27 protein-coding genes, 1 tRNA gene and 1 riboswitch are annotated in these 24076 nt (G+C 68.1%); of the genes, 17 read left to right on the forward strand and 11 right to left on the reverse strand.

Going from position 1 to position 24076, the window contains the following annotated elements; all coding sequences use genetic code 11:
* Positions 1 to 7 precede the first annotated feature (7 nt).
* The 5 genes from QSK25_RS10330 to QSK25_RS10350 all read right to left on the reverse strand — a co-directional run bounded on the left by QSK25_RS10330 (position 8) and on the right by QSK25_RS10350 (position 2651).
* Positions 8 to 379 (reverse strand): hypothetical protein, encoded by a 372-nt coding sequence (locus tag QSK25_RS10330; RefSeq protein WP_285637039.1) that lies wholly within the window; start codon positions 377 to 379, stop codon positions 8 to 10.
* Positions 380 to 525: 146 nt separating this feature from the next.
* Positions 526 to 942 (reverse strand): roadblock/LC7 domain-containing protein, encoded by a 417-nt coding sequence (locus QSK25_RS10335; protein WP_285637040.1) that lies wholly within the window; start codon positions 940 to 942, stop codon positions 526 to 528.
* A gap of 16 nt (positions 943 to 958) precedes the next feature.
* The gene (locus QSK25_RS10340) at positions 959 to 1663 is read right to left on the reverse strand and encodes a hypothetical protein (protein ID WP_285637041.1); all 705 of its coding nucleotides are present in this window, start codon (positions 1661 to 1663) and stop codon (positions 959 to 961) included.
* A 350-nt stretch (positions 1664 to 2013) separates the two neighbouring features.
* On the reverse strand, positions 2014 to 2445 hold the full coding sequence (locus QSK25_RS10345; protein WP_285637042.1) for a PH domain-containing protein: 432 nt from the start codon (positions 2443 to 2445) through the stop codon (positions 2014 to 2016).
* Between the two features lie 132 nt (positions 2446 to 2577).
* Positions 2578 to 2651: transfer RNA gene (locus QSK25_RS10350), tRNA-Gly, on the reverse strand.
* Between the two features lie 85 nt (positions 2652 to 2736).
* Here QSK25_RS10350 and dcd point away from each other — a divergent pair.
* Positions 2737 to 3318, forward strand: a complete 582-nt coding sequence (gene dcd, locus QSK25_RS10355; RefSeq protein WP_285637043.1) for a dCTP deaminase — start codon at positions 2737 to 2739, stop codon at positions 3316 to 3318.
* On the opposite strand, the gene QSK25_RS10360 is transcribed toward dcd, so the two are convergent.
* Positions 3315 to 4301: a cation diffusion facilitator family transporter gene (locus tag QSK25_RS10360; protein WP_285637044.1), complete on the reverse strand. Its 987-nt coding sequence runs from the start codon at positions 4299 to 4301 to the stop codon at positions 3315 to 3317. The two genes, dcd and QSK25_RS10360, sit on opposite strands and share 4 nt — an antisense overlap.
* Positions 4302 to 4513: 212 nt before the next feature.
* On the opposite strand from QSK25_RS10360, the gene QSK25_RS10365 reads away from it, so the two are divergent.
* From QSK25_RS10365 to QSK25_RS10375, 3 genes are all read left to right on the forward strand, one after another.
* Positions 4514 to 5065 (forward strand): MarR family winged helix-turn-helix transcriptional regulator, encoded by a 552-nt coding sequence (locus QSK25_RS10365; protein ID WP_285637045.1) that lies wholly within the window; start codon positions 4514 to 4516, stop codon positions 5063 to 5065.
* 153 nt (positions 5066 to 5218) lie between these two features.
* Positions 5219 to 5617, forward strand: a complete 399-nt coding sequence (locus tag QSK25_RS10370; protein WP_285637046.1) for an LPXTG cell wall anchor domain-containing protein — start codon at positions 5219 to 5221, stop codon at positions 5615 to 5617.
* A gap of 32 nt (positions 5618 to 5649) precedes the next feature.
* A complete protein-coding gene (locus tag QSK25_RS10375) occupies positions 5650 to 6030 on the forward strand; it encodes a phage holin family protein (protein ID WP_285637047.1) in 381 nt (126 codons plus the stop codon).
* 59 nt (positions 6031 to 6089) lie between these two features.
* Here the strand turns inward: QSK25_RS10375 and QSK25_RS10380 are convergent, their stop codons facing one another.
* Positions 6090 to 8351 (reverse strand): (Fe-S)-binding protein, encoded by a 2262-nt coding sequence (locus tag QSK25_RS10380; RefSeq protein ID WP_285637048.1) that lies wholly within the window; start codon positions 8349 to 8351, stop codon positions 6090 to 6092.
* A 145-nt stretch (positions 8352 to 8496) separates the two neighbouring features.
* Here QSK25_RS10380 and QSK25_RS10385 point away from each other — a divergent pair, with 145 nt between their 5' ends.
* The 9 genes from QSK25_RS10385 to QSK25_RS10425 all read left to right on the forward strand — a co-directional run bounded on the left by QSK25_RS10385 (position 8497) and on the right by QSK25_RS10425 (position 15690).
* Entirely contained in the window at positions 8497 to 8820 is a 324-nt protein-coding gene (locus QSK25_RS10385; RefSeq protein WP_285637049.1) for a DMT family transporter, read from the forward strand.
* 23 nt (positions 8821 to 8843) lie between these two features.
* Positions 8844 to 9407, forward strand: a complete 564-nt coding sequence (locus QSK25_RS10390; RefSeq protein WP_502881819.1) for a TetR/AcrR family transcriptional regulator — start codon at positions 8844 to 8846, stop codon at positions 9405 to 9407.
* Positions 9408 to 9412: 5 nt separating this feature from the next.
* Positions 9413 to 9967, forward strand: a complete 555-nt coding sequence (locus tag QSK25_RS10395) for a hypothetical protein (protein ID WP_285637052.1) — start codon at positions 9413 to 9415, stop codon at positions 9965 to 9967.
* Between the two features lie 82 nt (positions 9968 to 10049).
* On the forward strand, positions 10050 to 10892 hold the full coding sequence (locus QSK25_RS10400) for a DUF4097 family beta strand repeat-containing protein (protein WP_285637054.1): 843 nt from the start codon (positions 10050 to 10052) through the stop codon (positions 10890 to 10892).
* Positions 10893 to 11071: 179 nt separating this feature from the next.
* Positions 11072 to 12940, forward strand: coding sequence for a molecular chaperone DnaK (dnaK, locus tag QSK25_RS10405; RefSeq protein ID WP_285637056.1), 1869 nt, complete (start codon positions 11072 to 11074; stop codon positions 12938 to 12940).
* A complete protein-coding gene (grpE, locus tag QSK25_RS10410; protein ID WP_285637058.1) occupies positions 12937 to 13572 on the forward strand; it encodes a nucleotide exchange factor GrpE in 636 nt (211 codons plus the stop codon). The genes dnaK and grpE overlap by 4 nt, the downstream gene beginning before the upstream one ends.
* A gap of 17 nt (positions 13573 to 13589) precedes the next feature.
* Positions 13590 to 14756, forward strand: coding sequence for a molecular chaperone DnaJ (gene dnaJ, locus QSK25_RS10415; RefSeq protein WP_285637059.1), 1167 nt, complete (start codon positions 13590 to 13592; stop codon positions 14754 to 14756).
* Between the two features lie 5 nt (positions 14757 to 14761).
* Positions 14762 to 15190, forward strand: coding sequence for a heat shock protein transcriptional repressor HspR (locus QSK25_RS10420; RefSeq protein WP_285637061.1), 429 nt, complete (start codon positions 14762 to 14764; stop codon positions 15188 to 15190).
* The gene (locus tag QSK25_RS10425; RefSeq protein WP_285637063.1) at positions 15187 to 15690 is read left to right on the forward strand and encodes a hypothetical protein; all 504 of its coding nucleotides are present in this window, start codon (positions 15187 to 15189) and stop codon (positions 15688 to 15690) included. The genes QSK25_RS10420 and QSK25_RS10425 overlap by 4 nt, the downstream gene beginning before the upstream one ends.
* Here the strand turns inward: QSK25_RS10425 and QSK25_RS10430 are convergent.
* Positions 15672 to 16571, reverse strand: coding sequence for an SDR family oxidoreductase (locus QSK25_RS10430; protein ID WP_285637065.1), 900 nt, complete (start codon positions 16569 to 16571; stop codon positions 15672 to 15674). The genes QSK25_RS10425 and QSK25_RS10430 overlap by 19 nt on opposite strands.
* Before the next feature lie 87 nt (positions 16572 to 16658).
* On the opposite strand from QSK25_RS10430, the gene QSK25_RS10435 reads away from it, so the two are divergent.
* Together QSK25_RS10435 and QSK25_RS10440 are read left to right on the forward strand one after the other, a co-directional pair.
* Complete coding sequence (locus QSK25_RS10435; RefSeq protein ID WP_285637067.1) at positions 16659 to 17264, forward strand: TetR/AcrR family transcriptional regulator; 606 nt, start codon at positions 16659 to 16661, stop codon at positions 17262 to 17264.
* Positions 17264 to 18355 (forward strand): IS630 family transposase, encoded by a 1092-nt coding sequence (locus QSK25_RS10440; protein WP_285637069.1) that lies wholly within the window; start codon positions 17264 to 17266, stop codon positions 18353 to 18355. The genes QSK25_RS10435 and QSK25_RS10440 overlap by 1 nt, the downstream gene beginning before the upstream one ends.
* A 116-nt stretch (positions 18356 to 18471) precedes the next feature.
* Here QSK25_RS10440 and glyA read toward each other — a convergent pair whose 3' ends face one another.
* Together glyA and QSK25_RS10450 are read right to left on the reverse strand one after the other, a co-directional pair.
* Entirely contained in the window at positions 18472 to 19689 is a 1218-nt protein-coding gene (glyA, locus tag QSK25_RS10445; RefSeq protein WP_285637072.1) for a serine hydroxymethyltransferase, read from the reverse strand.
* Positions 19690 to 19702: 13 nt separating this feature from the next.
* Positions 19703 to 19787, reverse strand: a riboswitch (ZMP/ZTP riboswitch).
* Between the two features lie 7 nt (positions 19788 to 19794).
* Entirely contained in the window at positions 19795 to 20898 is a 1104-nt protein-coding gene (locus tag QSK25_RS10450) for an FAD-binding oxidoreductase (protein WP_285637074.1), read from the reverse strand.
* Positions 20899 to 21232: 334 nt separating this feature from the next.
* On the opposite strand from QSK25_RS10450, the gene QSK25_RS10455 reads away from it, so the two are divergent.
* A complete protein-coding gene (locus QSK25_RS10455; RefSeq protein ID WP_352235728.1) occupies positions 21233 to 21850 on the forward strand; it encodes a pyridoxamine 5'-phosphate oxidase family protein in 618 nt (205 codons plus the stop codon).
* A gap of 186 nt (positions 21851 to 22036) precedes the next feature.
* Positions 22037 to 23698 (forward strand): MDR family MFS transporter, encoded by a 1662-nt coding sequence (locus tag QSK25_RS10460; protein ID WP_285637079.1) that lies wholly within the window; start codon positions 22037 to 22039, stop codon positions 23696 to 23698.
* Here the strand turns inward: QSK25_RS10460 and QSK25_RS10465 are convergent.
* The gene (locus QSK25_RS10465; RefSeq protein WP_285637082.1) at positions 23596 to 23979 is read right to left on the reverse strand and encodes a VOC family protein; all 384 of its coding nucleotides are present in this window, start codon (positions 23977 to 23979) and stop codon (positions 23596 to 23598) included. The two genes, QSK25_RS10460 and QSK25_RS10465, sit on opposite strands and share 103 nt — an antisense overlap.
* Positions 23980 to 24076 lie beyond the last annotated feature (97 nt).

Here is a 24076-nt window from a genome sequence, read left to right on the forward strand (position 1 = left end):
CCTCGGGTCACACCTGCAGCTCGGACTCGATCCGCTTGAGCTGGTGGCGGGCCATCGCGAGGTTGGCGTTGTCGCGCTCCAGGACCAGGTAGAGGAAGAGCGAGCCGCGCGTCTTCACGCTGCTCATCAGGCGGATCAGGTGGTATTGGCGGTGCAGCGTGATGAGGATGTCCTCGATGGTGTCGTTGAGGCCCAGTGACGCCATCACCCGGAGTTTCGAGCGAATGACCTCGGTGTTGCCGGCCGCGGCCACCTCGAGGTTCAGCCAGTCGCCGCCGCCGCTCGTGCCGAGCGACATGCCGCTGTCGTAGTCGACGAGCGCGACACCGACAGCGCCGGAGATGGACATGGCTTCCTTCATTGCGATATCGATGTTCACGGGGCTCCAATTCTTTGAAACAACTGGTGGCGGAGACGACGCGGCCGCTTTCCGGTGTCGTGATGGCATGCGGACGCGTCTCCAGGTCGAAGAAATCAGTGTCGAGAGCGATGAGCCGAACATGCCGCGTTCCGGAGTCCGGCGCGCTAGGCGGCCAGAATCGCGCCGACCCGTTCGATCACGGGACGGGACTCGTGCAGCAGTCGTCCGAGGTTGAGTCCTTTGTCGCCGAGCACGACGAGCAGTGACAAACGGCCGATCGCGTACACGGCCATGTAGCCTTCGCTGCTGAAGACGACGGTTTGGCTGAGCGTGCCCATTCCGATCACCTCCGCCGACTGCCTGGCTATTCCCAGGCTGCTGGCGGCCAGTGCGGAGATGTGCGCGGGATCGACGTTCTTGGCGACGTCGGCGACGATGGGAATGCCGTCGGACGCGGCGATCATGGTGTCGGTCACTCCGGCGACGGCTTCGCGGAGTTTCCGCATTTCGGCGTTGAGGGCGTCGTAGTCCAGTTCGCTCCAGTCCTGAATGGGGAAGGGCGAACCGCTCAAGACCAACATTCCACCTCCGGCGGGTTCAGGCGATTCCCGAGTTCGACAACGCCTGCCCCGGCTGGCGCAGGGGCAGTGAACTCGGCTGGGTGGTGCCGACGTCCTGAGCAGTGGCTTTGCGGGGACGCAACCGGGAGAGCCCCCACCGTGAGAAGCCGGACGACGTCGCGGGCGCGACGACCTCCAGCAGGCCGGCACCGAGCATCCGGGACACCTCGACCGTGACGGGGTGCAACCCGCGTCCGAGCGAGAAGGCCAGGTCCCGGGCGGTCCGCCGCCCGGTGGCGAGCGCCATGATCTCCCATTGCCCCTCCGTGGCAGCCTTCTTGTCCGTGGCCACCAGCCGGTCCCGATAAGGCGACACGGCAACCGGCAGCCCGGCCACGCCTTTCATCAGAACCGCCGTTTCCGACAACAACAGGTCCACCGCGATGCCGTTCCTCGCGGGCAAAAGAGGTGAATCGGCGTTCTCGTCCAGAAAACACCGTTCAACCTCACCGGCCACGACGGCGAACGTCCCGTCACGAATGGCGCCGGCCGCACAACGCTGGATCTCGGCAGAACCGATCACCCCACGTCCGACGAGTGCCGCGTGCAACGACCGCATCTTGACACTGCTCACCAGTGCCGCGATCCAGTCGTTCTCCTTGATCCGTCCGGATCGCCGCAACAGCGTTTCGATCCCGGGCGAACCGGGACTGTCCACACCCACCACGGCGCCGTCGCGCAAATGAAACAGTCCACCCGCGTTGCCGGCAACGCGCAAAGCGCCGGTGACTCGATCCGCCTGGCACTGCGTCAGGGCGTACGCGAGGACGTCGAATGAGGTTCGATTGTCGCGTCTCAGAGGTCACTCCGGGTTAAATCGGACTTACCGAGCGGGTATGTGACGAGCTGATCATTCGATCGAGGTACACGGCCTATATCGAAAGAGCGACTGGCCGGGTTACTTCTTACCCGCAGAAACCGTCCGTGTCGCTTAAGCATCACACGATCGAGTGAAGCATTCCACGGCGCGCAGCAACCTTGTTTTCATTCTCTATCCATTGGATTCGCACAGGTGGGTCGACGGCGACCCGCTCACCGCTGGGCGGACCCGATCCGTTGCCGAACCGCCTCGACGAAGTCCTCGCCCAGCGGCGTGCCGGTCAGCGACGCGCCGCGGTAGGCCGCACACGGCACGCTGGAACCGTCGGTCAGCACGAGGTTGACGCGCTGCATCCCCAGGACGTTCTCCCGCTCGACGTCGGCGATCCGGTCCCAGGTGAGGTGGTGGTCGCGCCAAGGGTTGCGCACGACGACCTTCTCGGGAGTGAGCACCACGCACACACGCCACAGCTGCCAGATGCCGAACAACGTGCCCAGGACGTAGAGAGCGCCGCCCATGGCCACCAACGTCGAGTCGCCGAAGTTGACCGCGAGGCGCCAGGGCACCACCACCACGCCCAGAACCATGATGGCCGTGACGAACCAGCGTGGACCTCGCCGGGCAAAGGTCACGTGCTCCCCCATGCGTCCTCCCTCTCTCGCGAGAGTCACGCGGGGCGGGGCGGAAAGGTTGCCCGGTGCAGGCCGTCGGCATGGCCCGGAAAACACCGAAGCCGGTGTGCGACTGCGAAAGCAGACGCACACCGGCTTCGGGTCTGGAGCGGGTGACGGGAATCGAACCCGCCTCTACAGCTTGGGAAGCTGTCGTTCTACCAATGAACTACACCCGCGTGAGCCAAGCTCGTTGCCGATCATACACAGAGGGGCAACGAGCGGTGCGCCCGTCCGCCCCACGGCGTCGGTTAGCCTGTCCGGGTGCTGCTGAGTGACCAGGATCTGCGCAAAGAGGTCGAGTCCGGCCGTCTGCTCCTCGACCCGTTCGACGTGGAGATGCTCCAGCCGTCGAGCATCGACGTGCGGCTGGACCGGTTCTTCCGGGTCTTCAACAACACCAGGTACACGCACATCGATCCGGCGCAGCAGCAGGACGACCTGACGAGTCTCATCGAGACGCCGGCGGGCGAGCAGTTCGTGCTGCACCCCGGTGAGTTCGTGCTCGGCAGCACCTACGAGATGGTCACGCTGCCGGACGACCTGGCGGGCCGGCTCGAGGGCAAGTCGAGCCTCGGCCGGCTCGGACTGCTCACGCACTCCACGGCGGGCTTCATCGACCCCGGGTTCTCCGGCCACATCACGCTGGAGCTGTCGAACGTCGCCAACCTGCCGATCACGTTGCACCCCGGCATGAAGATCGGGCAGCTCTGCCTGTTCAAGCTCAGCAGCCCGGCGGAGCACCCGTACGGCTCGAAGCAGGCCGGCAGCCGCTACCAGGGCCAGCGCGGGCCGACGCCCAGCCGCGCGTACCTGAACTTCCATCAGACCGACACGCGCCGCTAGTCGGCGGAGAGGTCGCCGTAGCGCTCCAGCACGCGGCGGCGCAGGTCCGGGTCGGTGCGCGGGACGGGTTCCAGGAAGATCTCGTCGAGGTCGGGGAACTCGGCCCGCAGTTCGGACGACACGCGCACGCACGCGTCTTCCAGCTGGTGCGCGGTGAGCGAGTCGTCGAAGTCCAGGCGGGCGCACAGCAGCACGCGGTCGGTGCCGATGAGCATCGTCAGGACGTCCACCACGGCGTCGACCTCGGGCACCCCGGTCAGGCGCCGCCAGATCGCCTTCACCATCACCGGGTCGGCCTGGCGTCCGATCAGCAGGCCCTGGTTGGTGCGGGCCAGGGTGTACGCGACGAGCGCCAGCAGGACGCCGATCGCCAGCGACGCGAGGCCGTCCCACACCGACGAACCGGTCAGCTGGTGCAGGCCGAGGCCGGCGAACGCCAGCACCAGACCGGTCAGGGCCGCCGAGTCCTCCAGGAAGACGGTCTTCACGGTCGGGTCGTCGGACACGCGCAGGAAGTCCCAGAACCCGCGGCCGTGCGCGGCGGACTCGGAGCGGACCTGCCGGAACGCCTGCGTCCACGAGATCGACTCCAGCACGAACGCCAGGCCCAGCACGATGTAGCCGACCAACGGCCGGGTCTGTTCCTCCGGCTCGCCGAAGACAGTGCGGAAACCCTCGTAGAACGCGAACATCGCGCCCGAGGCGAAGATCGAGACCGCGGCGAGCAGCGACCAGAAGTACCGCTCCTTGCCGTAGCCGAACGGGTGCCGGCGGTCGGCGGGACGGTCCGAGCGGCGCAGGGCGGTCAGCAGCAACGCCTCGGTGAACGTGTCGGCCACCGAGTGAGCGGCTTCGGACAGGATCGCGGCCGATCCGGTCACTATGCCCGCTATGGCCTTCATGACCGCAATAGCCAGGTTGACCAGCAACGCGAGGACGACGGTCAGCGTGCTTTCGCCCGAGCCCTGCGGCTTCTCGCTCATGTCGATCAGCCTAGGCCGCCAAGGGCGAACCACCCGTTCACTACTGCATTCGAGTGACATTCGGAGCGAAGAGCAACATCCCGCACGGCCCAGGTGTCTTACATGCGGGATCTGCACCGGGGGGACGCTGATCACCAGGGGGTAAGACGGAACGGCCCGCGTCCGGGAGAGACGCGGGCCGTTCTGCATGCGGGCGCAACTACCATCGTGGGATGGGAAAGCGTGGTGCGGACGACACCGACGCCGAGGTCGAGGCGTGGAGGGCCATGGTTCCGGCGATCGATCCGGTGGTCGAGGGCGTGGTCGACCGGGTGCACCAGATCAGCAAGTACCTCGACTTCCTCGCCACGGAGATCGCCGCGCCGCACGGCCTCAACCGCGCGGACTACGAGATCCTCGCCCGGCTCTTCTGGATCGGGCCGCCGCACCGCCTCACGCCCAAGCAGCTCGCGAACGGCACGCTGAGCCCGGCCACCACGATCACGAGCAGGCTCGACCGGCTGGAGAAGGCGGGCCTCGTCGTCCGCGAACTCGACCCGGCCGACCGCCGGTCGCTACCCGCCACGCTGACGGACGAGGGCCGCGAGATCTTCCTGCGGATCGTCGCGGGGCAGGCGGAACGCGAGCGCGACCTCTTCACCGCGCTGCCCGGCGGTGACCTCGAGAACCTGCGCGACCTGCTGCGCCAGGTCATGGAGGTGCTGTCCGGCGAACTGGGCCCCGCGCACCGTCGCACCCGGCTCGCACTCGACGGCAAGGAGTAATTGCTACGAACTCGTACTATCCGATATCGTGCTAAACGAGAGGGAGGGGTGCGAGATGGGTGGCTATCCACTGTCCGAGTGATCGGGATCACGCAACGCTGGTCCCCCGGTGTTCCGGTGTCCAATGTGGAGCAATCGGGCACTGGGGGATCGGTGAAGAAGTTCTTCGCCGCTGCGCAGGACGAGACGATCACCGTCGAAGACCTGTTCTGCATCGACCGCGACGGTGACAACGCCTTCACCGCCGGTGAGAACGTCCGCGCGAACGGGCCCGGCGTGCAGATCCGCGTGCAGGGTGCCGGCGAGCTCGTCGGCACCTACCCGACCGGTCCGGACGGCCGCTACAAGGCCGTGCTGCCCGAGGGGCCGCAGTACGTCACGAGCAACCTGGAGACGGACTACTCCAGCACGAAGATCGGGCACGACGCCTCGGAGTCCAGGACGGGTCTCGCGTCGACCGGTGCGTCCGTGTTCGGCTTCCTCGGCCTCGGCGCGCTGCTGCTCGCGGGCGGTGCGGCAGCGTTCTTCGTGGCGCGTCGCCGCCGGGCCTGACCACTTAGGACCCGTCACGGTTAGTCTGCGGCATGGGCATCTTGGTGCAAGTGCTGCTGACTGCCGTGGCGGTCTGGGTGTCGACCGCCCTCCCCGGCATCGACCTGGGCGAGGGCTCCACCGGTTCGAGGATCCTCACGCTGATCGGTGTCGCGGTGATCTTCGGCCTGGTCAACGCGATCGTGAAGCCGGTCGTGAAGTTCTTCGGCTGCCTGTTCTACCTGCTGACGCTCGGCCTGATCGGGCTCGTGGTGAACGCGCTGCTGTTCATGCTCACCGGGTGGCTGGCCGAGCAGTTCGACCTGCCGTTCCGCGTCGACGGCTTCTGGCCCGCGTTCTGGGGCGCGATCATCGTCGCCCTGACCGGCTGGGTGCTGAACGTGGTCTACGACAAGATCACCGACAACGACTAGGCACACCAACGAAAAGGCCCTCGGTCCACAACGGACCGAGGGCCTTTCTCGTGTGACGGTCAGACCTTCGACTTGTCCTCGTCCGGCAGCGGCGTGCCGGTGGGGACCTCGTCGGTCGGGGTGTCCTTCTTCTCGGTGCCGCGGCGCACCGACTCCAGCAGCATCTGCGCCACGTCCACGACCTCGACGTGCGCACCGGCCTGGCCGTCGGACTGCCGCGCGGTCACGCCGTCGGTCAGCATCACGCGGCAGAACGGGCAGCCCGTCGCGATCTTCGACGGCGCGGTGCCGAGCGCCTCGTCCACGCGGTCGAGGTTGATGCGCTTGCCGATCCGCTCCTCCATCCACATGCGCGCGCCACCGGCACCGCAGCACATGGACCGCTCCTCGTGGCGCGGCATCTCGCGCAGCTTCGCGCCCGACGCCCCGATGAGCTCACGCGGTGCCTCGTAGACCTTGTTGTGGCGGCCCAGGTAGCACGGGTCGTGGTAGGTGACGTCCTCGGTGACCGGCGCGACCGGCACCAGACGGCGTTCGCGCACCAGCTTGTTCAGCAGCTGCGTGTGGTGCACGACCTCGTACGTGCCGCCGACCGACGGGTACTCGTTGGCCAGCGTGTTGAAGCAGTGCGCGCAGGTCACGACGATCTTGCGCTGACCGGCGGGCCGGTCCTCGAACACCGAGTTGAGCACCTCGACGTTCTGCTGCGCGAGCATCTGGAACAGGAACTCGTTGCCGGCACGGCGGGCCGGGTCACCGGTGCAGGTCTCCTCCGGGCCGAGCACCGTGTACTTCACGTCCGCGGTGTGCAGCAGTTCGGCGACGGCGCGCGTGGTCTTCTTCGCGCGGTCCTCGAACGCACCGGCGCAGCCGACCCAGAACAGGTACTCGGCGTCGCCGAGTTCGCCGTCGAAGACCGGCACCTCGAACTCGAGACCCTCGGTCCACGCCAGGCGGTCCTTGGCGTTCTGGCCCCACGGGTTGCCCTTGTTCTCCAGGTTCTTGAACATCCCGCCGAGCTCGGTCGGGAAGTTCGACTCGATCAGCACCTGGTAGCGGCGCATGTCGACGATGTGGTCGACGTGCTCGATGTCCACCGGGCACTGCTCGACGCACGCGCCGCAGGTCGTGCACGACCACAGCACCTCGGGGTCGATGACGCCGAGCTCGTCCGGGCCGCCGATCAGCGGGCGCTCGGCCTCGGCCATCGCCAGCACGTCGATGGACTCGAGGCGCTTCTTGTAGTCCTCGTACTTGTCCTCGGTCAGACCGACCTCGTCACCGGCCATGTCCTTCGAGCCGCCGGCCAGCAGGTACGGCGCCTTGGCGTACGCGTGGTCGCGCAGCTGCGTGATGACCAGCTTGGGGGACAACGGCTTGCCGGTGTTCCAGGCCGGGCACTGCGACTGGCAGCGTCCGCACTCGGTGCAGGTGGAGAAGTCGAGCCAGCCCTTCCAGCTGAAGTCCTCGACCTTGCCGACGCCGAACACGTCCTTGTCGGGGTCGGCCTCCTCGAGGTCCAGGACCTTGCCGCCGGACATCATCGGCTTCAGCGCACCCAGGGCGACGCCGCCGTCGTCCTCGCGCTTGAAGTAGATGTTGAAGAACGCCGAGAACCGGTGCCAGGCGACGCCCATCGTGAGGTTGCGCCCGACGACGACCAGCCAGATCATGCCGCTCAGCAGCTTGACCAGTGCCATCACCGACACCCAGATGGGCGCGGCGGGCAGGATCTGCGCGAGCGGCTGCGTCACGAACGACGTCCACAGCGGGGCGGACTCGAGGCCGCTCGACTGCTTGAACGCCTTGACCATGAGGATGCCGATGCCCTCGATGATCACGACCGCCTCGACGAAGTAGGCGGACTTGAAGTCGGAACCCTGGAAGCGGGAGACCCGGTCGGCGCGGCGCGGGTGGTTGCGCTGGCGGATGACCGCGAGGGCCACGCCACCGACGACGGTGCCGAGACCCAGCAGTTCGATCAGCAGCAGCCAGACCGACCACGTGCCGATGATCGGCCAGTGGAAGTGCGGGTCGAACACCTCGCCGTACGCCTCGAACAGCACCGCGGAGCCGATGAGGAAGCCCCACATCACCATCCAGTGCCACGGGGCGACCGAGCGGAACTTCGCCATTCTGGTGTGCGCGACGAACTCGACGATCATCGTCTTCATGCGCGGCACGAACGGCCCGAACCGGGTGCCGTCCGGCTGACCGAGTCGGATGATCTTGATCTGCTTCAGCACCCCGGCGACGAACACGCCCCAGGCGACGACGCTCACCGCCACGGCGACGAGTCCGAGAACCAGCTGGAGGGTCATGGCGGGAGTCTAGGCCAGGTTACTGCTGAGTAACCACTTGGACGTGGCCGGTGTCTCCTCACGTACCGGTCAAGTACCCATAAGTTGATCAAAAACTTATGGAACACTTGTTCAGGTAGTTGTTCTGGGCAGCCTGGAGGTCGCCGTGCTGTACCTGCTCCTCCTCGCGGCGATCGCGGCGGAGATCGTCGCCACCGTCTCGTTGAAGCTCTCCGAGGGCTTCAGCAGGCTGTGGCCGTCCGTGGTCGTCGTCATCGGTTACGCCATCGCCTTCACCGCACTTTCGCGCGCGTTGAAGTTGGGTATGCCCGTGGGCGTCGCCTACGCCGTATGGTCCGCAGTCGGCGTTGCCGCCGTGGCGATCATCGGCTGGAAGTTCCTCGGCGAAACCCTCAACCCCACGATGGTCGTCGGACTGGCGTTGATCATCGGAGGCGTGGTGACGCTCGAACTCGGGAGGACGCACTGACCGCCGTGGTGGAGGCGCAGAAGGTGGACGGACGCAAGGCGCGCGGCGAGAAGAAGCGGCGTGCCATCGTCGAGGCCACCCTGCGCGTGATCGAACGAGAGGGCGTCGCGGGCGTGACGCACCGCAGCGTCGCCCGCGAGGCCGGCGTGCCGACGACGGCACCCACCTACTACTTCGCGACGCTCGACGACCTGCTGATCGCCACGCTGCTGTGGTCGGCGGACGAGATCTGCGACGACATGCTCAAGATCGTCGCGTCCGGCGGCACCGCCGGGGAGATCGCGCGGAGCCTCGCCCAGGCCGTGAACGAGAACCGCGGCCGCACGCTCGCCGAGTACGAGCTCTACCTGCTCGCGGGCCGGCGTCCGGAGCTGAAGCCCGCCGCCCGCCGGTGGCTCGACCTGGCCGTGGAGCTCGCGCGCCCGGCCGACCCGGTCGCGTTCCGGGCGTTCCTCGCGGCGATCGACGGCCTGCTGATCCAGGGCCTGATCGCCGACGTTGCTCCGAACGAGGACGAGCTGGAGCCAATCGTGTCCTTCTTGATCCGCGGCCGCGACGATTCCACCGCCGTCCCGCGGGAAGAATAGGAACCATGACGTTCGCGCGAGAGGTGTCCGGCATCAGCCACGGGGTCAGCCTCGGGCTGCTCGCCGCGCTCTACGTCCGCGACTCGCTGGCGCTGTCGGTCGACGTCGAGCCGCACGTGCCGGGCCTGGAACCGTCCTTGCCGGTGCAGGTGCCGATCGGGACCGACCGCGCGGCCGTGACCGCCGAGTGGCCCGGCTGGTGGGCCGACGCGCTGGACGCGTGCACCCGCGGCGCCGAGTCCCCGGCCCCGGAGGACGCGCCCGCCCTGCTGACCCGTCCGGCCAGCCGTGCCGCCGTGCTGGCCCTGAAGCCCGGCATCGAGCAGCTGCACCGCGGGCAGAGCCCCGCCGCGTTGCCGATCGGGGACGTGCTGCGCGGGGTCGAGTCGCGCATCGGCCGCTGGGCGCACAGCGTGGAGCTGCACATCGCCGAGGTGCCGGTCGAGGGCTTCCTCTGGGAACGCATCGCACCCGCGCACGTGCTGGCGTCCAGCCGGTTCCTCAACGACCCGGCCCGCACCGCGCCCGCGTTGCGCGCCGTCCTCGAGGACCTGGCCTGACCGCCCGGTAGGGGTAGCCCCACCCCGCCTCCGGGGGCTTGCAGCCGTGTTCCTGAGCGCCGCCGCCTCTAGTTTTGTCGTCATGATGAGGACGGCGCTGGTGGCGTTGGTTGTGGGGGCGGTGCTCGCGGTCGCGACCGGCTGCGGTGGCATCCGCATCGTGAAGTACGAGTTCTCCGACGACACCGTCGTCGCGGAGGAGGTCACCGAGGTCCGGGTGGAGAACGGGTCCGGCGACGTGTCGATCCGGTACCAGAGCGGGCTGAGCGAGACCAAGGTCCACCGCAGGGTCCTGCACAGGAAGAACCAGAAGCCCGAGGGGGCGACGCACCGCGTCGAGGGCGGCAGCACGCTGGTGCTCGCCGAGTGCGGCAGCGGCTGCGACGTCGACTACGACGTGCTGGTCCCGGACGACAAGATCGTCGTCAAGGGCAAGGCGGGCTCCGGCGACACCACCGTGGAGGGCCTGGCCTCGGTCGACCTCGTGGTCTCCTCGGGAGGGCTGACCGTCCGGGACATCAAGGGAGACGTCAAGGCCAAGGTGAACTCGGGCGAGCTGAGGGCCACCAGGGTCGGCGGCAGCCTCGTCGCGGACGCCGACTCCGGCGAGATCATGCTCGACACGATCAAGGGGAAGATGATGGTCGTCGCCCATTCCGGCGACATCGTCGGCACCGGGCTCGACAACGAGATCACGGCGGTCGCGGACTCCGGCAACGTGTCGCTGACGCTGGCCTCGGAGCAGTCGGTGCGCGCCGACGTCTCGTCCGGCGACATCACGGTGCGGGTCCCGGGTGGTCCGTACAAGCTCCTCGGGCATTCCGAGAACGGCGACCGCACCATCGCCGTGCCGACCGATCCGGCGGGGAAGAGCGAGCTCAAGTTGACGACCGCGTCGGGGGACGTGCGGGTCACGGGCATCTGAGAGGCGGACTGTGTCGAGGGCCACTCCACAAGGGGTGGCCCTCGACGCGTTCTGAGGGAACAACCAGACTTTCCCAGCCGTTGTGCCAGTCAGAAAGCTTGAGTCGGGTAGGCTCAGGTTTGAGCGGGTGGCAAACTTGAGCCACCAACGCTCAACAAGTACTAGCGGAAGGAACTCCAATGGCGCGTGCAGTCGGCATCGACTTGGGGACGACCAACTCCGTCGTCGCTGTTCTCGAGGGCGGTGAGCCGACGGTCATCGCCAACTCGGAGGGCTCGAGGACGACCCCGTCCATCGTCGCGTTCGCCAAGAACGGCGAGGTCCTCGTGGGTCAGCCCGCGAAGAACCAGGCCGTCACCAACGTCGACCGCACCATCCGGTCGGTCAAGCGCCACGTCGGCACCACGTGGCAGACCGACGAGATCGACGGCAAGAAGTACACCTCGCAGGAGATCTCCGCGCGCGTGCTGATGAAGCTCAAGCGCGACGCCGAGGCGTACCTCGGTGAGGAGATCACCGACGCGGTCATCACCGTCCCCGCGTACTTCGAGGACGCGCAGCGCCAGGCCACCAAGGAGGCCGGCCAGATCGCGGGCCTCAACGTGCTCCGCATCGTCAACGAGCCGACCTCCGCCGCTCTGGCGTACGGCCTCGACAAGGGCGAGAAGGAGCAGACCATCCTGGTCTTCGACCTCGGTGGCGGCACGTTCGACGTCTCGCTGCTCGAGCTCGGCGACGGCGTGGTCGAGGTCCGCGCGACCTCCGGTGACAACCACCTCGGTGGCGACGACTGGGACCAGCGCGTCGTCGACTGGCTGGTCGAGCGCTTCAAGCAGGCCAACGGCATCGACCTGACCAAGGACAAGATGGCCCTGCAGCGGATCCGCGAGGCCGCTGAGAAGGCCAAGATCGAGCTGTCCAGCTCGTCGCAGGCGTCCATCAACCTGCCGTACATCACGGTGGACGCGGACAAGAACCCGCTGTTCCTCGACGAGACGCTGTCGCGCGCCGAGTTCCAGCGCATCACCAACGACCTGCTCGAGCGCACCCGCGCGCCGTTCAACAACGTGATCAAGGACGCCGGTGTCTCCGTCGGCGACATCGACCACGTCGTGCTCGTCGGTGGCTCGACCCGCATGCCCGCCGTCGCGGAGCTCGTCAAGGAGCTGACCGGCGGCCGCGAGCCCAACAAGGGCGTGAACCCGGACGAGGTCGTCGCCGTCGGCGCCGCCCTGCAGGCCGGTGTCCTCAAGGGCGAGGTCAAGGACGTCCTGCTGCTCGACGTCACCCCGCTGTCCCTCGGCATCGAGACCAAGGGCGGCATCATGACCAAGCTGATCGAGCGCAACACCACGATCCCGACGAAGCGTTCCGAGACCTTCACGACGGCCGACGACAACCAGCCGTCCGTGCAGATCCAGGTCTTCCAGGGCGAGCGCGAGATCGCGGCCCACAACAAGAAGCTCGGCATGTTCGAGCTGACCGGCCTGCCGCCCGCCCCCCGTGGCGTGCCGCAGATCGAGGTCACCTTCGACATCGACGCGAACGGCATCGTCCACGTGTCGGCGAAGGACCTCGGCACCGGCAAGGAGCAGTCGATGACGATCACCGGTGGCTCCGCGCTGCCGAAGGACGACATCGACCGCATGGTGAAGGACGCCGAGGCCCACGCGGAGGAGGACAAGCGCCGCCGCGAGGAGGCCGAGGTCCGCAACCAGGCCGAGACGCTCGTCTACCAGACGGAGAAGGTCGTCAAGGAGAACGACGACAAGCTCCCGGCCGAGATCAAGGACAAGGTCAACGCCGCGATCGCCGAGGCGAACGAGGCGCTCAAGGGCACCGACATCGCGGCCATCAAGTCCGCGGTGGAGAAGCTCGCCACCGAGTCGCAGGCCATCGGCCAGGCGATCTACGCCAACGCCCCCGGCGCCGCTGGTGCCGAGGCCCCCGGTGCGGACGCGCCGGGTGCCGCGGGTGCCGGCGCCGGTGCCAAGAAGGACGACGACGTCGTCGACGCCGAGATCGTGGACGAGGACGAGAAGAAGTGACCGAGCCGAGGCACGCCGCCCCCGACGAGGAGCAGCCTCAGGTCGTCGTGAACGACCGGCGCCGGATCGACCCCGAAACGGGCGAGGTCCGGCCGCCGGCCCACGCGGCCCCCGAGGAAGGCGCTGCTCCGGTTTCCGAAGAGCCCCTGGTCGCCGAGGTCGTGGACGAGGTGGCCGCCGAGCTGAAGACCCAGCTCGACGAGCGCACCGCCGACCTGCAGCGGCTCACCGCCGAGTACGCGAACTACCGCAAGCGGGTGGAACGCGACCGCGAAGCGGTGATCACCAACGCGAAGGCGTCCGTCGCCTCCGAGCTGCTGTCGGTGCTGGACGACATCGAGCGGGCCGCCGCGCACGGCGACCTCACCGGTGCGTTCAAGGCCGTGGCGGACAAGCTCGTGTCCACGTTGCAGAAGAGCGGCCTCGAGCCGTTCGCGCACGAGGGCGAGGCGTTCGACCCGTCGGTGCACGAGGCCGTGCAGCACAGCACGTCCCCGGACGTCGAGGGTCCGACGGTCACCGCGGTGCTGCGCCGCGGCTACACCTTCGGCGAGAAGCTGGTCCGCCCCGCGCTGGTCGCGGTGACCGATCACGAGCCCGGTGCCGCGCCGGCTCCGGCCGAAGAAGCGTAGGGAGGAGGAGACGTCCGGTGAGTGCTAGGGACTGGATCGAGAAGGACTTCTACCGCGAGCTGGGCGTCTCCTCCGACGCGTCGGCCGACGAGATCAAGAAGTCGTACCGCAAGCTCGCCCGCGAGCTGCACCCGGACGCGAACCCCGGTGACGCCAAAGCCGAAGCCCGCTTCAAGGCGGTCTCCGAGGCCTACGGCGTGCTGTCGGACGCGGCCAAGCGCAAGCAGTACGACGAGGCCCGCCGCCTGTTCGCGGGCGGTGGCGGCTTCCCCGGCTCCGGTGGCTTCGGCTCCGGCGGGTTCGACGTCAACGACCTGTTCGGCCGGGCCGCGCAGAACGCCGGTGGCGGCGGCCTGGGTGACCTGCTCGGCGGCCTGTTCAACCGGCGCGGAGGTGGCGCGGCCGCCGGTGCGGGCACCCGCCCGCGCCGCGGCGAGGACGTCGAGACCGACGTCCGCATCGACTTCACCGAGGCGGTGAAGGGTGCGACGGTGCCGTTGCGCCTGTCGTCCCCCGCCGCCTGCACGACGTGCAACGGTTCCGGCGCCAAGCCGGGCACCACACCGCACACCTGCGCCACGTGTTCGGGCTCCGGCCTGGTCACGCGCTCGCAGGGCGCGTTCGCGTTCAGCGAGCCGTGCCGCGACTGCCGCGGCACGGGCCGGATCATCGACGACCCGTGCCCCGAATGCGGCGGCGACGGCGTCAGCACCCGGACGCGCACGCTGACCGTGCGCATCCCGTCGGGCGTGGACGACGGACAGCGCATCCGCCTTGCGGGACAAGGCGAACCGGGCCGCAACGGCGGTCCGTCCGGCGACCTGTTCGTGCGCGTGCACGTCAACCCGCACAGCGTCTTCGGCCGTCAGGGCAACGACCTGACGCTCAAGGCGGCGATGACGTTCGACGAGCTCGCGCTCGGAACGACGTTGACCGTGCCGACGCTGGACGGCAAGGTGACCTTGAAGGTGCCGGCGGGTACCGCCTCCGGGCGAGTGCTGCGGGCGCGGGGCAAGGGGATCGCGAAGCGGGACGGAACCGCCGGCGACCTCCTGATCACCCTGGAGGTCGCGGTGCCGAACAACCTGTCGTCCGAGGCCCGCAAGGCCCTGGAGGCGTACGCCGAAGTGACGCGGGACCACGACCCCCGCGGTGAGCTGAACGCACTTCTTGAAGGGCGGTGAGTTCGGTGGGTTTTCCGTTCCCTCCCGGGACCGATGAGGACACGCCGTTCTTCGTGATCTCGGTGGCAGCGCAGCTGTCCGGCCTGCACGCCCAGACCCTCCGGTCCTACGACCGGATGGGCCTGGTCTCCCCGGGCCGGACCTCCGGCGGCGGCCGCCGCTACTCGATGCGCGACATCGTGCTGCTGCGCGAAGTCCAGCGCCTCTCGCAGGACGAGGGCGTGAACCTCGCCGGCATCAAGCGCATCATCGATCTCGAGAACCAGGTCGACGCGTTGCGGTCACGGGTCGTAGAACTCCAGCAGGAACTCGCCCAGGCGTTGGCAGCGGCCGATTCCACCGCCGCCGCCGTGCACGCCTCCTACCGCCGCGACCTGGTGCCGATCCGGCAGGAGACCGCCCTGGTCGTCTGGAAGCCGAAGCCCCGCAAGTGATCGACCGTCTCCACGAGGTCTTCGCGATGCCGCGTCCGCGCGTGGTCGAGTTCTGCGACCACTGCGTGGACGCGGCATCAATCGCACCGTTCACCACGCTTCCGTTGCGGGAGCTGACTTCCGGACAGATCGAGAAGTTCTGGCTCAAGTCGGGAACGATCGGCGACGAGCACTTCGTGCGGTACCTGCTCCCGCGCGTGCTGGAGCTGATCGCGCTGGGCGAGCTCGACGCGGACTTCTACTGGCTGCGCCTCACGTCCGAGGTCTACGCGAAGGCCGATCCGCGCGAGCGGGCGGCCATCCACGACTACTTCCTCGGTACTCCTGTCGCTCTGGCAGGCCTGGTGCTCGAAGGCCCGGACACCGGCCCGCTGGCCGAGTGGCTGCGCTCACCGGAAACCCTTGCGGTGCTGGAAACCGCCGCGCTGACAGGACCGGACCCGAGCGGGGCCCTGTCCGAGGCCCACCTCAGGCTCGAAGCTCAGCTCTCCTCGAAGTAGAACCCGCTCTCCAGGTCCTCCAGCAGACCGGGCTCCTTCGGCTCCCACCCCAGCAACGCCTTCGTGCGCTCAGCGGACGTCGGTGCGTCGCGCGACACCATGAACGCCAACGGACCGAAGTGCTCCTGCGCGCGTTCGGCCGGGATGCTCTCGACCGGCACGCCCAGCTTCCGCCCGATCACCTCGGCGATCTCGCGCATCGTGATCGCCTCCTCGGCGACCGCGTGCAGCACCGACCCCGCCGGCGCATTCTCCGCCGCCAGCCGGTAGAGCCGGGCCGCGTCCCGCGTGTGGCCCGCGGACCAGCGGTTGGTGCCGTCGCCCGGGTAGCCGGAAATACCGGTGGCGCGGGCGGTCCTGACCAGGATCGGGATGAAGCCGGCCACGTCGAGTTCACTGTGGACGGTCGGCGGCAGCACGACGACCGAGCCGCGGACGCCGGTCGCGTCGACGATCGCGTTGCGGGCGGCGCCGCGCGGGCCCTCGCTGGACGGACGCTCCTCCTCGGTGGCCGTGCGGCCGAGGCCTGAGTACGCGAGCGTGCCGCCGGTGCCGACGAGCGCCTTGCCGGTGCCGGACAGTTCGTCGAGGAACGCGTGCACCACGGCGAGGTCGGCGTCCGAGGCGCCCTGGTAGTCGCCCGCGTACATCTCCTCGTGCTTGAACGCCAGGTGGATCACGGCGTCCGCCTCGGCCGCGCCCTTGCGCAGTCCGTCGAGGTCGTCCAGATCGCCGCGCCGCACGGCGGCTCCCCGGGCTTCGAGCTTGGCCGCCGAGGCGTCCGAGCGGGCCAGGCCGACGACCTGGTGGCCCGCGTCCAGCAGTTCGGGGACCAGGGCCGAGCCGACGTGACCGCTGGCACCCGTGACGAAGACCTTCATGACGACATCCTCCGGAAGTGATGGGACTTGGTCTCATCAACCGTAGCAGAGTGATGGGACCAAGTCGCATCACTTAGGATGTGGCCCATGGGTCGATGGGAGCCGGACGCACGGGAGCGGTTGGTGCGCGCCGCACTCGACCTGTTCAGCGAGCAGGGGTACGAGAACACCGCGGTCGCGCAGATCGCCGAGCGCGCGGGCCTCACGAAGAGCACGTTCTTCCGGCACTTCCGCGACAAGCGCGAGGTGTTGTTCGGCGGCCAGGACGTGCTGGCGGAGTTGATGACCGGCGCGATCGCCGGCGCGCCGGAGGACGCCACGCCGCTCGACGCCGTCGAGGCCGCGCTGGTGGCGACCGCGGAGACGTTCACCGAGGAACGGCGCGCACACGGGCCGCAGCGGCTGGCGGTGATCGCGGGCAACGACGAACTGCGCGAGCGGTCCGCGTTGAAGATGGTCGGGTTCGCCGTCGCCATGACGGACGCGCTGAAGCGGCGCGGGGTGCCGGAGCTGGAGGCCGCGGTGGCCGCCGAACTCGGCGTGCTGGCGTTCAACCACGGCTACGAGCGCTGGCTGCCGACCGGCGGGGACTTCGCGGAAGTCGCCCGCCGGACGTTCAGCGAGGTGCGGGAAGCCGTCGGGAAGCTAGTGTCCTGCGTCGGAAATCCGCCAGGTAAGTCTAGTGTGGGGTGATGGCGCGGATTGGACGTCCTCCTGCTGAGGTGACGTTGACCGAGCAGGAGCGGGAGACGCTGCAGCGGTGGGCGCGGCGGGCGAAGTCGTCGCAGGTGCTGGCGCAGCGGTGCCGGATCGTGCTGGCGTGCGCAGAGGGTGTGCCGGGCAAGCAGATCGCCGAGGACCTGCGGGTGCACGAGGCGACGGTGACCAAGTGGCGCAGGCGGTTTCTGCGGGATCGGCTGGACGGCCTGGTCGATGAGCAACGGCCGGGCCGGCCGCCGTCGATCACGGTCGATCAGGTCGAGGAGGTGATCGTGGCGACGCTGGAGGAGACCCCGCGTAACGCCACGCACTGGTCTCGGACGTCGATGGCGGAGCGGACCGGGTTGAGCAAGTCGACCATCGGCCGGATCTGGCGCGATTTCGGTCTCAAGCCCCATCGGGCGGAGACGTTCAAGCTCTCCACTGATCCGCTGTTCGTGGAGAAGGTCGTGGATGTTGTTGGCCTGTATCACAATCCGCCCGAGCGGGCGGTCGTGCTCTGCGTGGACGAGAAGTCTCAGATCCAGGCGCTGGACCGGTCTCAGCCTGTGCTGCCGATGATGCCGGGCATGCCCGAGCGACGCACGCATGACTACGTCCGCAACGGCATCACCAGCCTGTTCGCTGCGTTCAACGTCGCCGACGGCACGGTGATCGGCGAGTTGCACCGCCAGCACCGGGCCGCGGAGTTCCGCAAGTTCCTGATCACGATCGACAAGACCGTGCCGGCCGGGTTGGACGTGCATCTGGTCTGTGACAACTACGGCACGCACAAGACCCCGTCGATCAAGGCCTGGCTGGCCCGCCATCCGCGGTTCCACATGCACTTCACCCCGACCGGATCCAGCTGGATCAACCAGGTTGAACGCTGGTTCGGATTCCTCACCGACCAGCAGATCACCCGCGGCACACACCGCAGCGTCCAGGCGCTGGAGAAGGACATCCGCACCTGGATCGCCGACTGGAACACCCACCCACGGCCGTTCATCTGGACCAAGACCGCCGAAGAGATCCTCGAATCACTCACCCGATTTTGCAGGCGGATTTCCGGCGCAGGACACTAGTGGTGTGACTCGGAACGTTGGCGAGGTAATCGGCATTCAGCAGGGCGCCTCGCGGCACCGCCCGCGACGCACCCGTCTGACCGCGAATTCCCCCGGCAACGTTCCGAGCCACACCACTAGAGCGCGGCGAGTAGCTCGCCGACCTCCGCGGCGATGCGGTCGAGCGCCTGCTCGTCGTCGTGCGCGGCGATCGCGCGGTCCATCCAGTCCGCGATCAGCGGCATCTGCTCGGGCCGCAGGCCGCGTGTCGTGATCCCCGGCGTGCCGAGCCGGATGCCGGACGGGTCGAACGGCTTGCGGGTGTCGAACGGGACCGCGTTGTAGTTCAGCTCGATGCCCGCGCGGTCCAGCGCCTGCGCGGCCGGCTTGCCCGCGATCAGCTTGGACGTCAGGTCGATCAGCACCAGGTGGTTGTCGGTGCCGCCGGAGACCAGGTCGAACCCGCGCTCCAGCAACGCCTCCGCGAGCGCCTGGGCGTTCCGGACGATCAGCTGCGCGTACTCGCGGAACGCCGGTTGCGCGGCCTCCCGCAGAGCGACGGCGATGGCGGCCGTGGTGTGGTTGTGCGGACCGCCCTGCAGGCCGGGGAAGACCGCGCGGTCGATCGCCTTCGCGTGCGCGGCGTCGGTGAGGATCATCGCGCCGCGCGGGCCGCGCAACGTCTTGTGCGTGGTCGTGGTGATCACCGGCGCGTGCCCGACCGGCGACGGGTGCGCACCGCCCGCGACCAGGCCCGCGATGTGCGCGATGTCGGCGACCAGCAGCGCACCCACTTCCCGGGCGATCTCGGCGAACGCCGCGAAGTCGATCGTGCGCGGGATCGCCGTGCCACCGCAGAAGATCACCTTCGGGCGTTCGACCTGCGCCAGCGTGCGGACCTCGTCCATGTCGACGCGACCGGTGTCCTTGCGGACCTCGTACTGGACGCTGCGGAACCACTTCCCCGTGGCCGAAACGCTCCAGCCGTGCGTGAGGTGACCGCCCATCGGCAGGGACATGCCCATCACGGTGTCGCCGGGGTTCAGGAACGCGAGGTAGACGGCGAGGTTCGCGGGCGAGCCGGAGTACGGCTGCACGTTCGCGTGGTCGACGCCGAAGAGGGCCTTCGCCCGTTCCTGCGCCAGCAGTTCGACCTGGTCGATGACCTGCTGGCCCTCGTAGTACCGCTTGCCGGGGTAGCCCTCGGAGTACTTGTTCGTCAGGACCGAGCCTGTTGCCTCAAGCACGGCCTGCGACACGTCGTTCTCCGACGCGATCATGCGCAGCTTGCTGGCCTGACGTCGTTCCTCGGCCTGGATCAGGGCGGCGATCTCTGGATCGGCTTCGCGCAGCACGGCATCACTCCGTGCCGGGCACCCAGGCGTTCGGTGCGCTCGGCCGTCGCTTCCCGGTGGTCAGTTCCACCCTCGGCACGCCAGTCGCTTGTCGACGTGCCGAGCTTAGTCCAGCGTGAACGGGTCGTACTTGATCCGGTCGAGCGGAGTTCCGGCGACCAGCATGCGGGACACCGTGGACCTGATCATGGCCGGGCTGCCGCAGACCAGGACGTCCCGGTCCTCCCACGCGCCGTAGCGGGTGACCACGTCGGCGAGGCTGCCCTGCTCGACCCCCCGGACACCGGGGTCCGACTCCAGCACCGGCACGACCGTGAGCCACGGGTTCGTGGTCGCGATGCGCTGCAGGTTGTCGAGGTCGTACAGGTCCTCGCGGGTGCGGCCGCCGTAGAACAGGTGCACGCGCGGGTTCTCGCCGTACTGCGCCATCTCGTCGATGATCGCGTGCATCGGCGCGATACCCGTGCCACCGGCGACCATGAGGATGTCCGTGCCGGCCGTGCGGTCGACCGACAGACGTCCCATGGGCGGCCCGATGCGCCACGTGTCACCGGCCTGCGTGTGGCCGACCACCGAGCGGGACACCCAGCCGCCGTCGACGGACCGGATGTGGAACTCGATGACGCCGTCCTCGCGCGGTGCGTTCGCCGGCGAGTAGTACCGCCACAAGCGCTTGCGCTGCGGCGTCTCCACGCTGACGTACTGACCGGCCTTGTAGCTCACCGGGTGGTCCGGCTGCAGGCGCACGACCGCGAGGTCCCACGAGACGCGCTGGTGCTCCAGCACCGTCGCGTGCCAGTAGGCGGGCCCGTTGTCGGCGTCCGCGGCCTCCTGCATGGCCCTGGCCATGAGGGTGTAGGCCTCGGCCCACGCCATCTCGACCTTGGGCGTCCAGGCGGCGCCGGAGAACTTCTTCACCGCGGACAGCAGCGCCGTCCCGACCGCCTCGTAGTGGACGTTGATGACACCGAACTTGCGGTGGTCACGCCCCAGCTGACGCAGGAAGGGGATGAGGTCGTCCGGGCGGTCGACCATCTGCACGACGTGCACGAGGGCACGCAGCAGACGGCTGCGTTGCACCTCCATGTTCGCGGGGAACATCTCGCGTGTGGCAGGCGAGAGCGAGAAGAGCATCCCGTAGAAGAACTTCGCCACTTCTTCGGAATGCGGCTCCACCACCGCGAAGCTCTCCCGGATCATGCGCACCATCGCGGTGACGCCAGGCGGGGGTTCCCGGTGGGGCGGGGTAGGGATGGGGCTCAGCACAGCGTTCGCAGTCATGGTCCGCGCGCAGTCTCCACGTTCTCATTGGGTGTTTCTGAGTAGCGCCGGCTGGGGCGCTGTCGTTACTCGTCAAGCATCCGTCCCCCGACAGGGTGGACAGTAACCCCTGATCGGGCCTCCTGACTCCTTGATGCCACCTTCGAGCGAAGCATGGTTACTCTAGGTGAGTAGTTGTTACCGCAACAGTGTGAATGTGAGGGTCCGTCTGTACCGGGTTGCGTGCTTGCGTGCTTGGGTTGGGCGCGTGTCCCTGCCAGAGTTGACTGAAACCACCTCACCCGACCGTGTCGACCTTCCCGGCTCACGAGGTGAGCACTTCCTCCAATGTGCCCTGGAGACGACGGATCGCGCTACGCGCTTCTACTCGGACCAGGTGCTGGACCACCTCAACCCGCTGATGGAGTCGTTCGTCGCCCGGATGGAGATGGCGTTCATCTCGACCGCCGATGCGGACGGGGAGTGCGACTCCTCGCTGCGGGCGGGGCCGGCGGGGTTCCTGCACGTGGTCGACTCGCGGACGGTCGTGTACCCCGAGTACCGGGGGAACGGGGTCATGGCCTCGCTGGGGAACATCATGGAGAACCCGCACGTCGGGATGCTGATGGTCGACTTCACCGAGGACCTGATCGGCCTGCACGTGAACGGCAGGGCGAGGATCGCGCCCTTCGAGGAGTTCGCCGAGCTGGCCGGGGAGAACCGGAAGATCGAGCGGTGGGTGGTGGTGTCCGTGCAGGAGGCCTACATCCACTGCCGCAAGCACATCCCCCGGATGGTGCCGGTGGACCGGATCCGGGACTGGGGGACGGACGACGTCCGTCGCAAGGGAGGCGACTTCTTCGAGGTCAAGGCCGGCCGGAAGGACGCGGCCGAGTCCTGACGCGGTGACCGCTCGCCCAGGGCCCGCCTTCGACGTCGAGGGCGGGCCCTGAGCGTCCGCCGACCTCCGCTCGAGCGGCCGGCGCGACCCTGGGTGTGACCCATCAGCCACCCGAATTCGTTGTCCTGGCTAACTATCTCCAGATATAGTTGTATGACATCAACTAACTACTGGAGGTGTGCCGGTTTGAGTCGGCCCTCGTCGCATCGGGAGATCCTCGAAGCGCTGTCCGGAATCTGGGTGGCGTTGCTCGTCGCGATCCTCAGCTCCACCATCGTCTCGAACGCCCTCCCGACGATCCTGGCCGAGCTCAAAGGCACGCAGACCCAGTACACGTGGGTCATCACCTCGATGCTCCTCGCGTCCACCGCCAGCACGCCCCTGTGGGGCAAGCTCGCGGACCTCTTCGACAAGAAGCGGCTGTTGCAGTCCGCGATCGTGCTGTTCGTGATCGGCTCGGTGTTGTCCGGGTTCAGCCAGAACATGGAGCAGTTGATCGGGTTCCGGGTCGTGCAGGGGCTCGGGATGGGTGGTGTGCAGGCGCTGGGGCAGGTCGTCGTCGGCGCGCTGCTCAGCCCTCGTGAGCGGGGCCGGTACAGCGGGTACACCGGCATGGTGATCTCGGCCGGGACGGTCGGCGGGCCGTTGGTCGGCGGGTTCCTCGTCGACTGGCCCGGCTGGCGGTGGTGCTTCTTCGTCTGCGTGCCGTTGGCGCTGGTGGCGCTGGCCGTGCTGCACAAGACGCTGCACCTGCCGGTGCGCAAGCAGCACGTGAAGATCGACTATCTCGGTGCCACGCTGATCACGGGTGGCGTGAGCCTGGTGCTCATGTGGGTGTCGTTCGCGGGCAAGGACTTCGCCTGGATCAGCCGCGAGAGCGCGCTGTTCGTCGGTGGCGCGCTGATCGCGATCATCGGCGCCTACTTCGTCGAACGCAGGGCGTCCGCGCCGGTCATCCCGTTGCACCTGTTCAAGAACCGGACCGTGGTGCTGGCGATGCTCGGCGGTGTCGCGGTGGGGACCGCGATGTTCGGGGCCTCGGTGTTCATGGGGCAGTACTTCCAGATCGCGCGTGGGTTCTCGCCCACCAAGGCCGGGTTGCTGACGGTGCCGCTGGTGCTCGGGTTGAGCATCTCGTCGACGGTCAGCGGGCAGTTGATCGCCAAGAGCGGGCGGTGGAAGAGCTTCCTGGTCTGGGGTGCGTTCTCGCTGGTCGCGGGGCTGGCGTTGCTCGGGACGATCGACCACCGGACGAACCTGGTGCTGATGGGGGCCTACCTCGCGCTGGTGGGGGTCGGCGTCGGGCTGACCATGCAGAACCTGGTGCTGGCCGTGCAGAACGGCGTGGGGATGGCCGACCTCGGTGCGGCCAGTTCCACGGCCACGTTCCTGCGGTCGCTGGGCGGGACGGCCGGCGTCTCGGTGCTCGGGGCCGTGCTGGCCGCCCAGGTGAGCACCAAGACGCTCGACCGCGGGTCGCTCTCCCCGGTCGTGCGCGACTCCTACGGGGACGCCATGGGCGAGTTGTTCCTCATCGCCGCTGGTCTGGCCGTGTTCACGGTCATCGCGGTGTTGCTGATCAAGGAGCAGCCGCTGCGCGACTCGGTGGAGGATGTCACCCCATCGGGTTCTGGTGCACAGACGGTCGCCACTGAACTTGATTCACCTGTGGATACTGAACAGCGGATTGTGGATAACTCCACACCTGCTGTGGACAAGCTGTTGGTGCTTTCGAGTGACGCTGGTCAGGACGTCGCGGCTCGTTCGGCTGCGCTGCGTTCCACGCAGAACTCGTTGCCCTCGGGATCGCGCATCGTGACCCAGCCGGTGCCGTCCGGCCTGCGCTGATCGTCGAAGACCGTCGCGCCGATGCCGACGAGGCGTTCCACCTCCTCGTCGCGGGTGCCGCTCACCGGCTGCAGATCGATGTGCAGCCGGTTCTTGAGCTCTTTGCCCTCCGGGACGTTGATGAACAGGTAGCGGATGCCGCTCGGCAGGTGGATCAGGCACTCCGGGTCGCCGGGGTTGTCCTCCGGGTCGAGCGGCAGGCCCAGCACCTGGCCCCACCACGAGGCGATCTCGTAGGAGTCGCGGGCGTCGACGGTGATGTTGTGGATGATGGACGTCATGGGCTGATCTTCGCCTAGTCGGCGTGTGATCTGGGCCGATTTAAAGGTTGAGCGGAACAGACTCAACTTTTCTGACGTTGTGCGGGATGATGGTCCA

The organism is Lentzea sp. NBRC 102530, assembly GCF_030269365.1.
Lineage (GTDB): Bacteria > Actinomycetota > Actinomycetes > Mycobacteriales > Pseudonocardiaceae > Lentzea.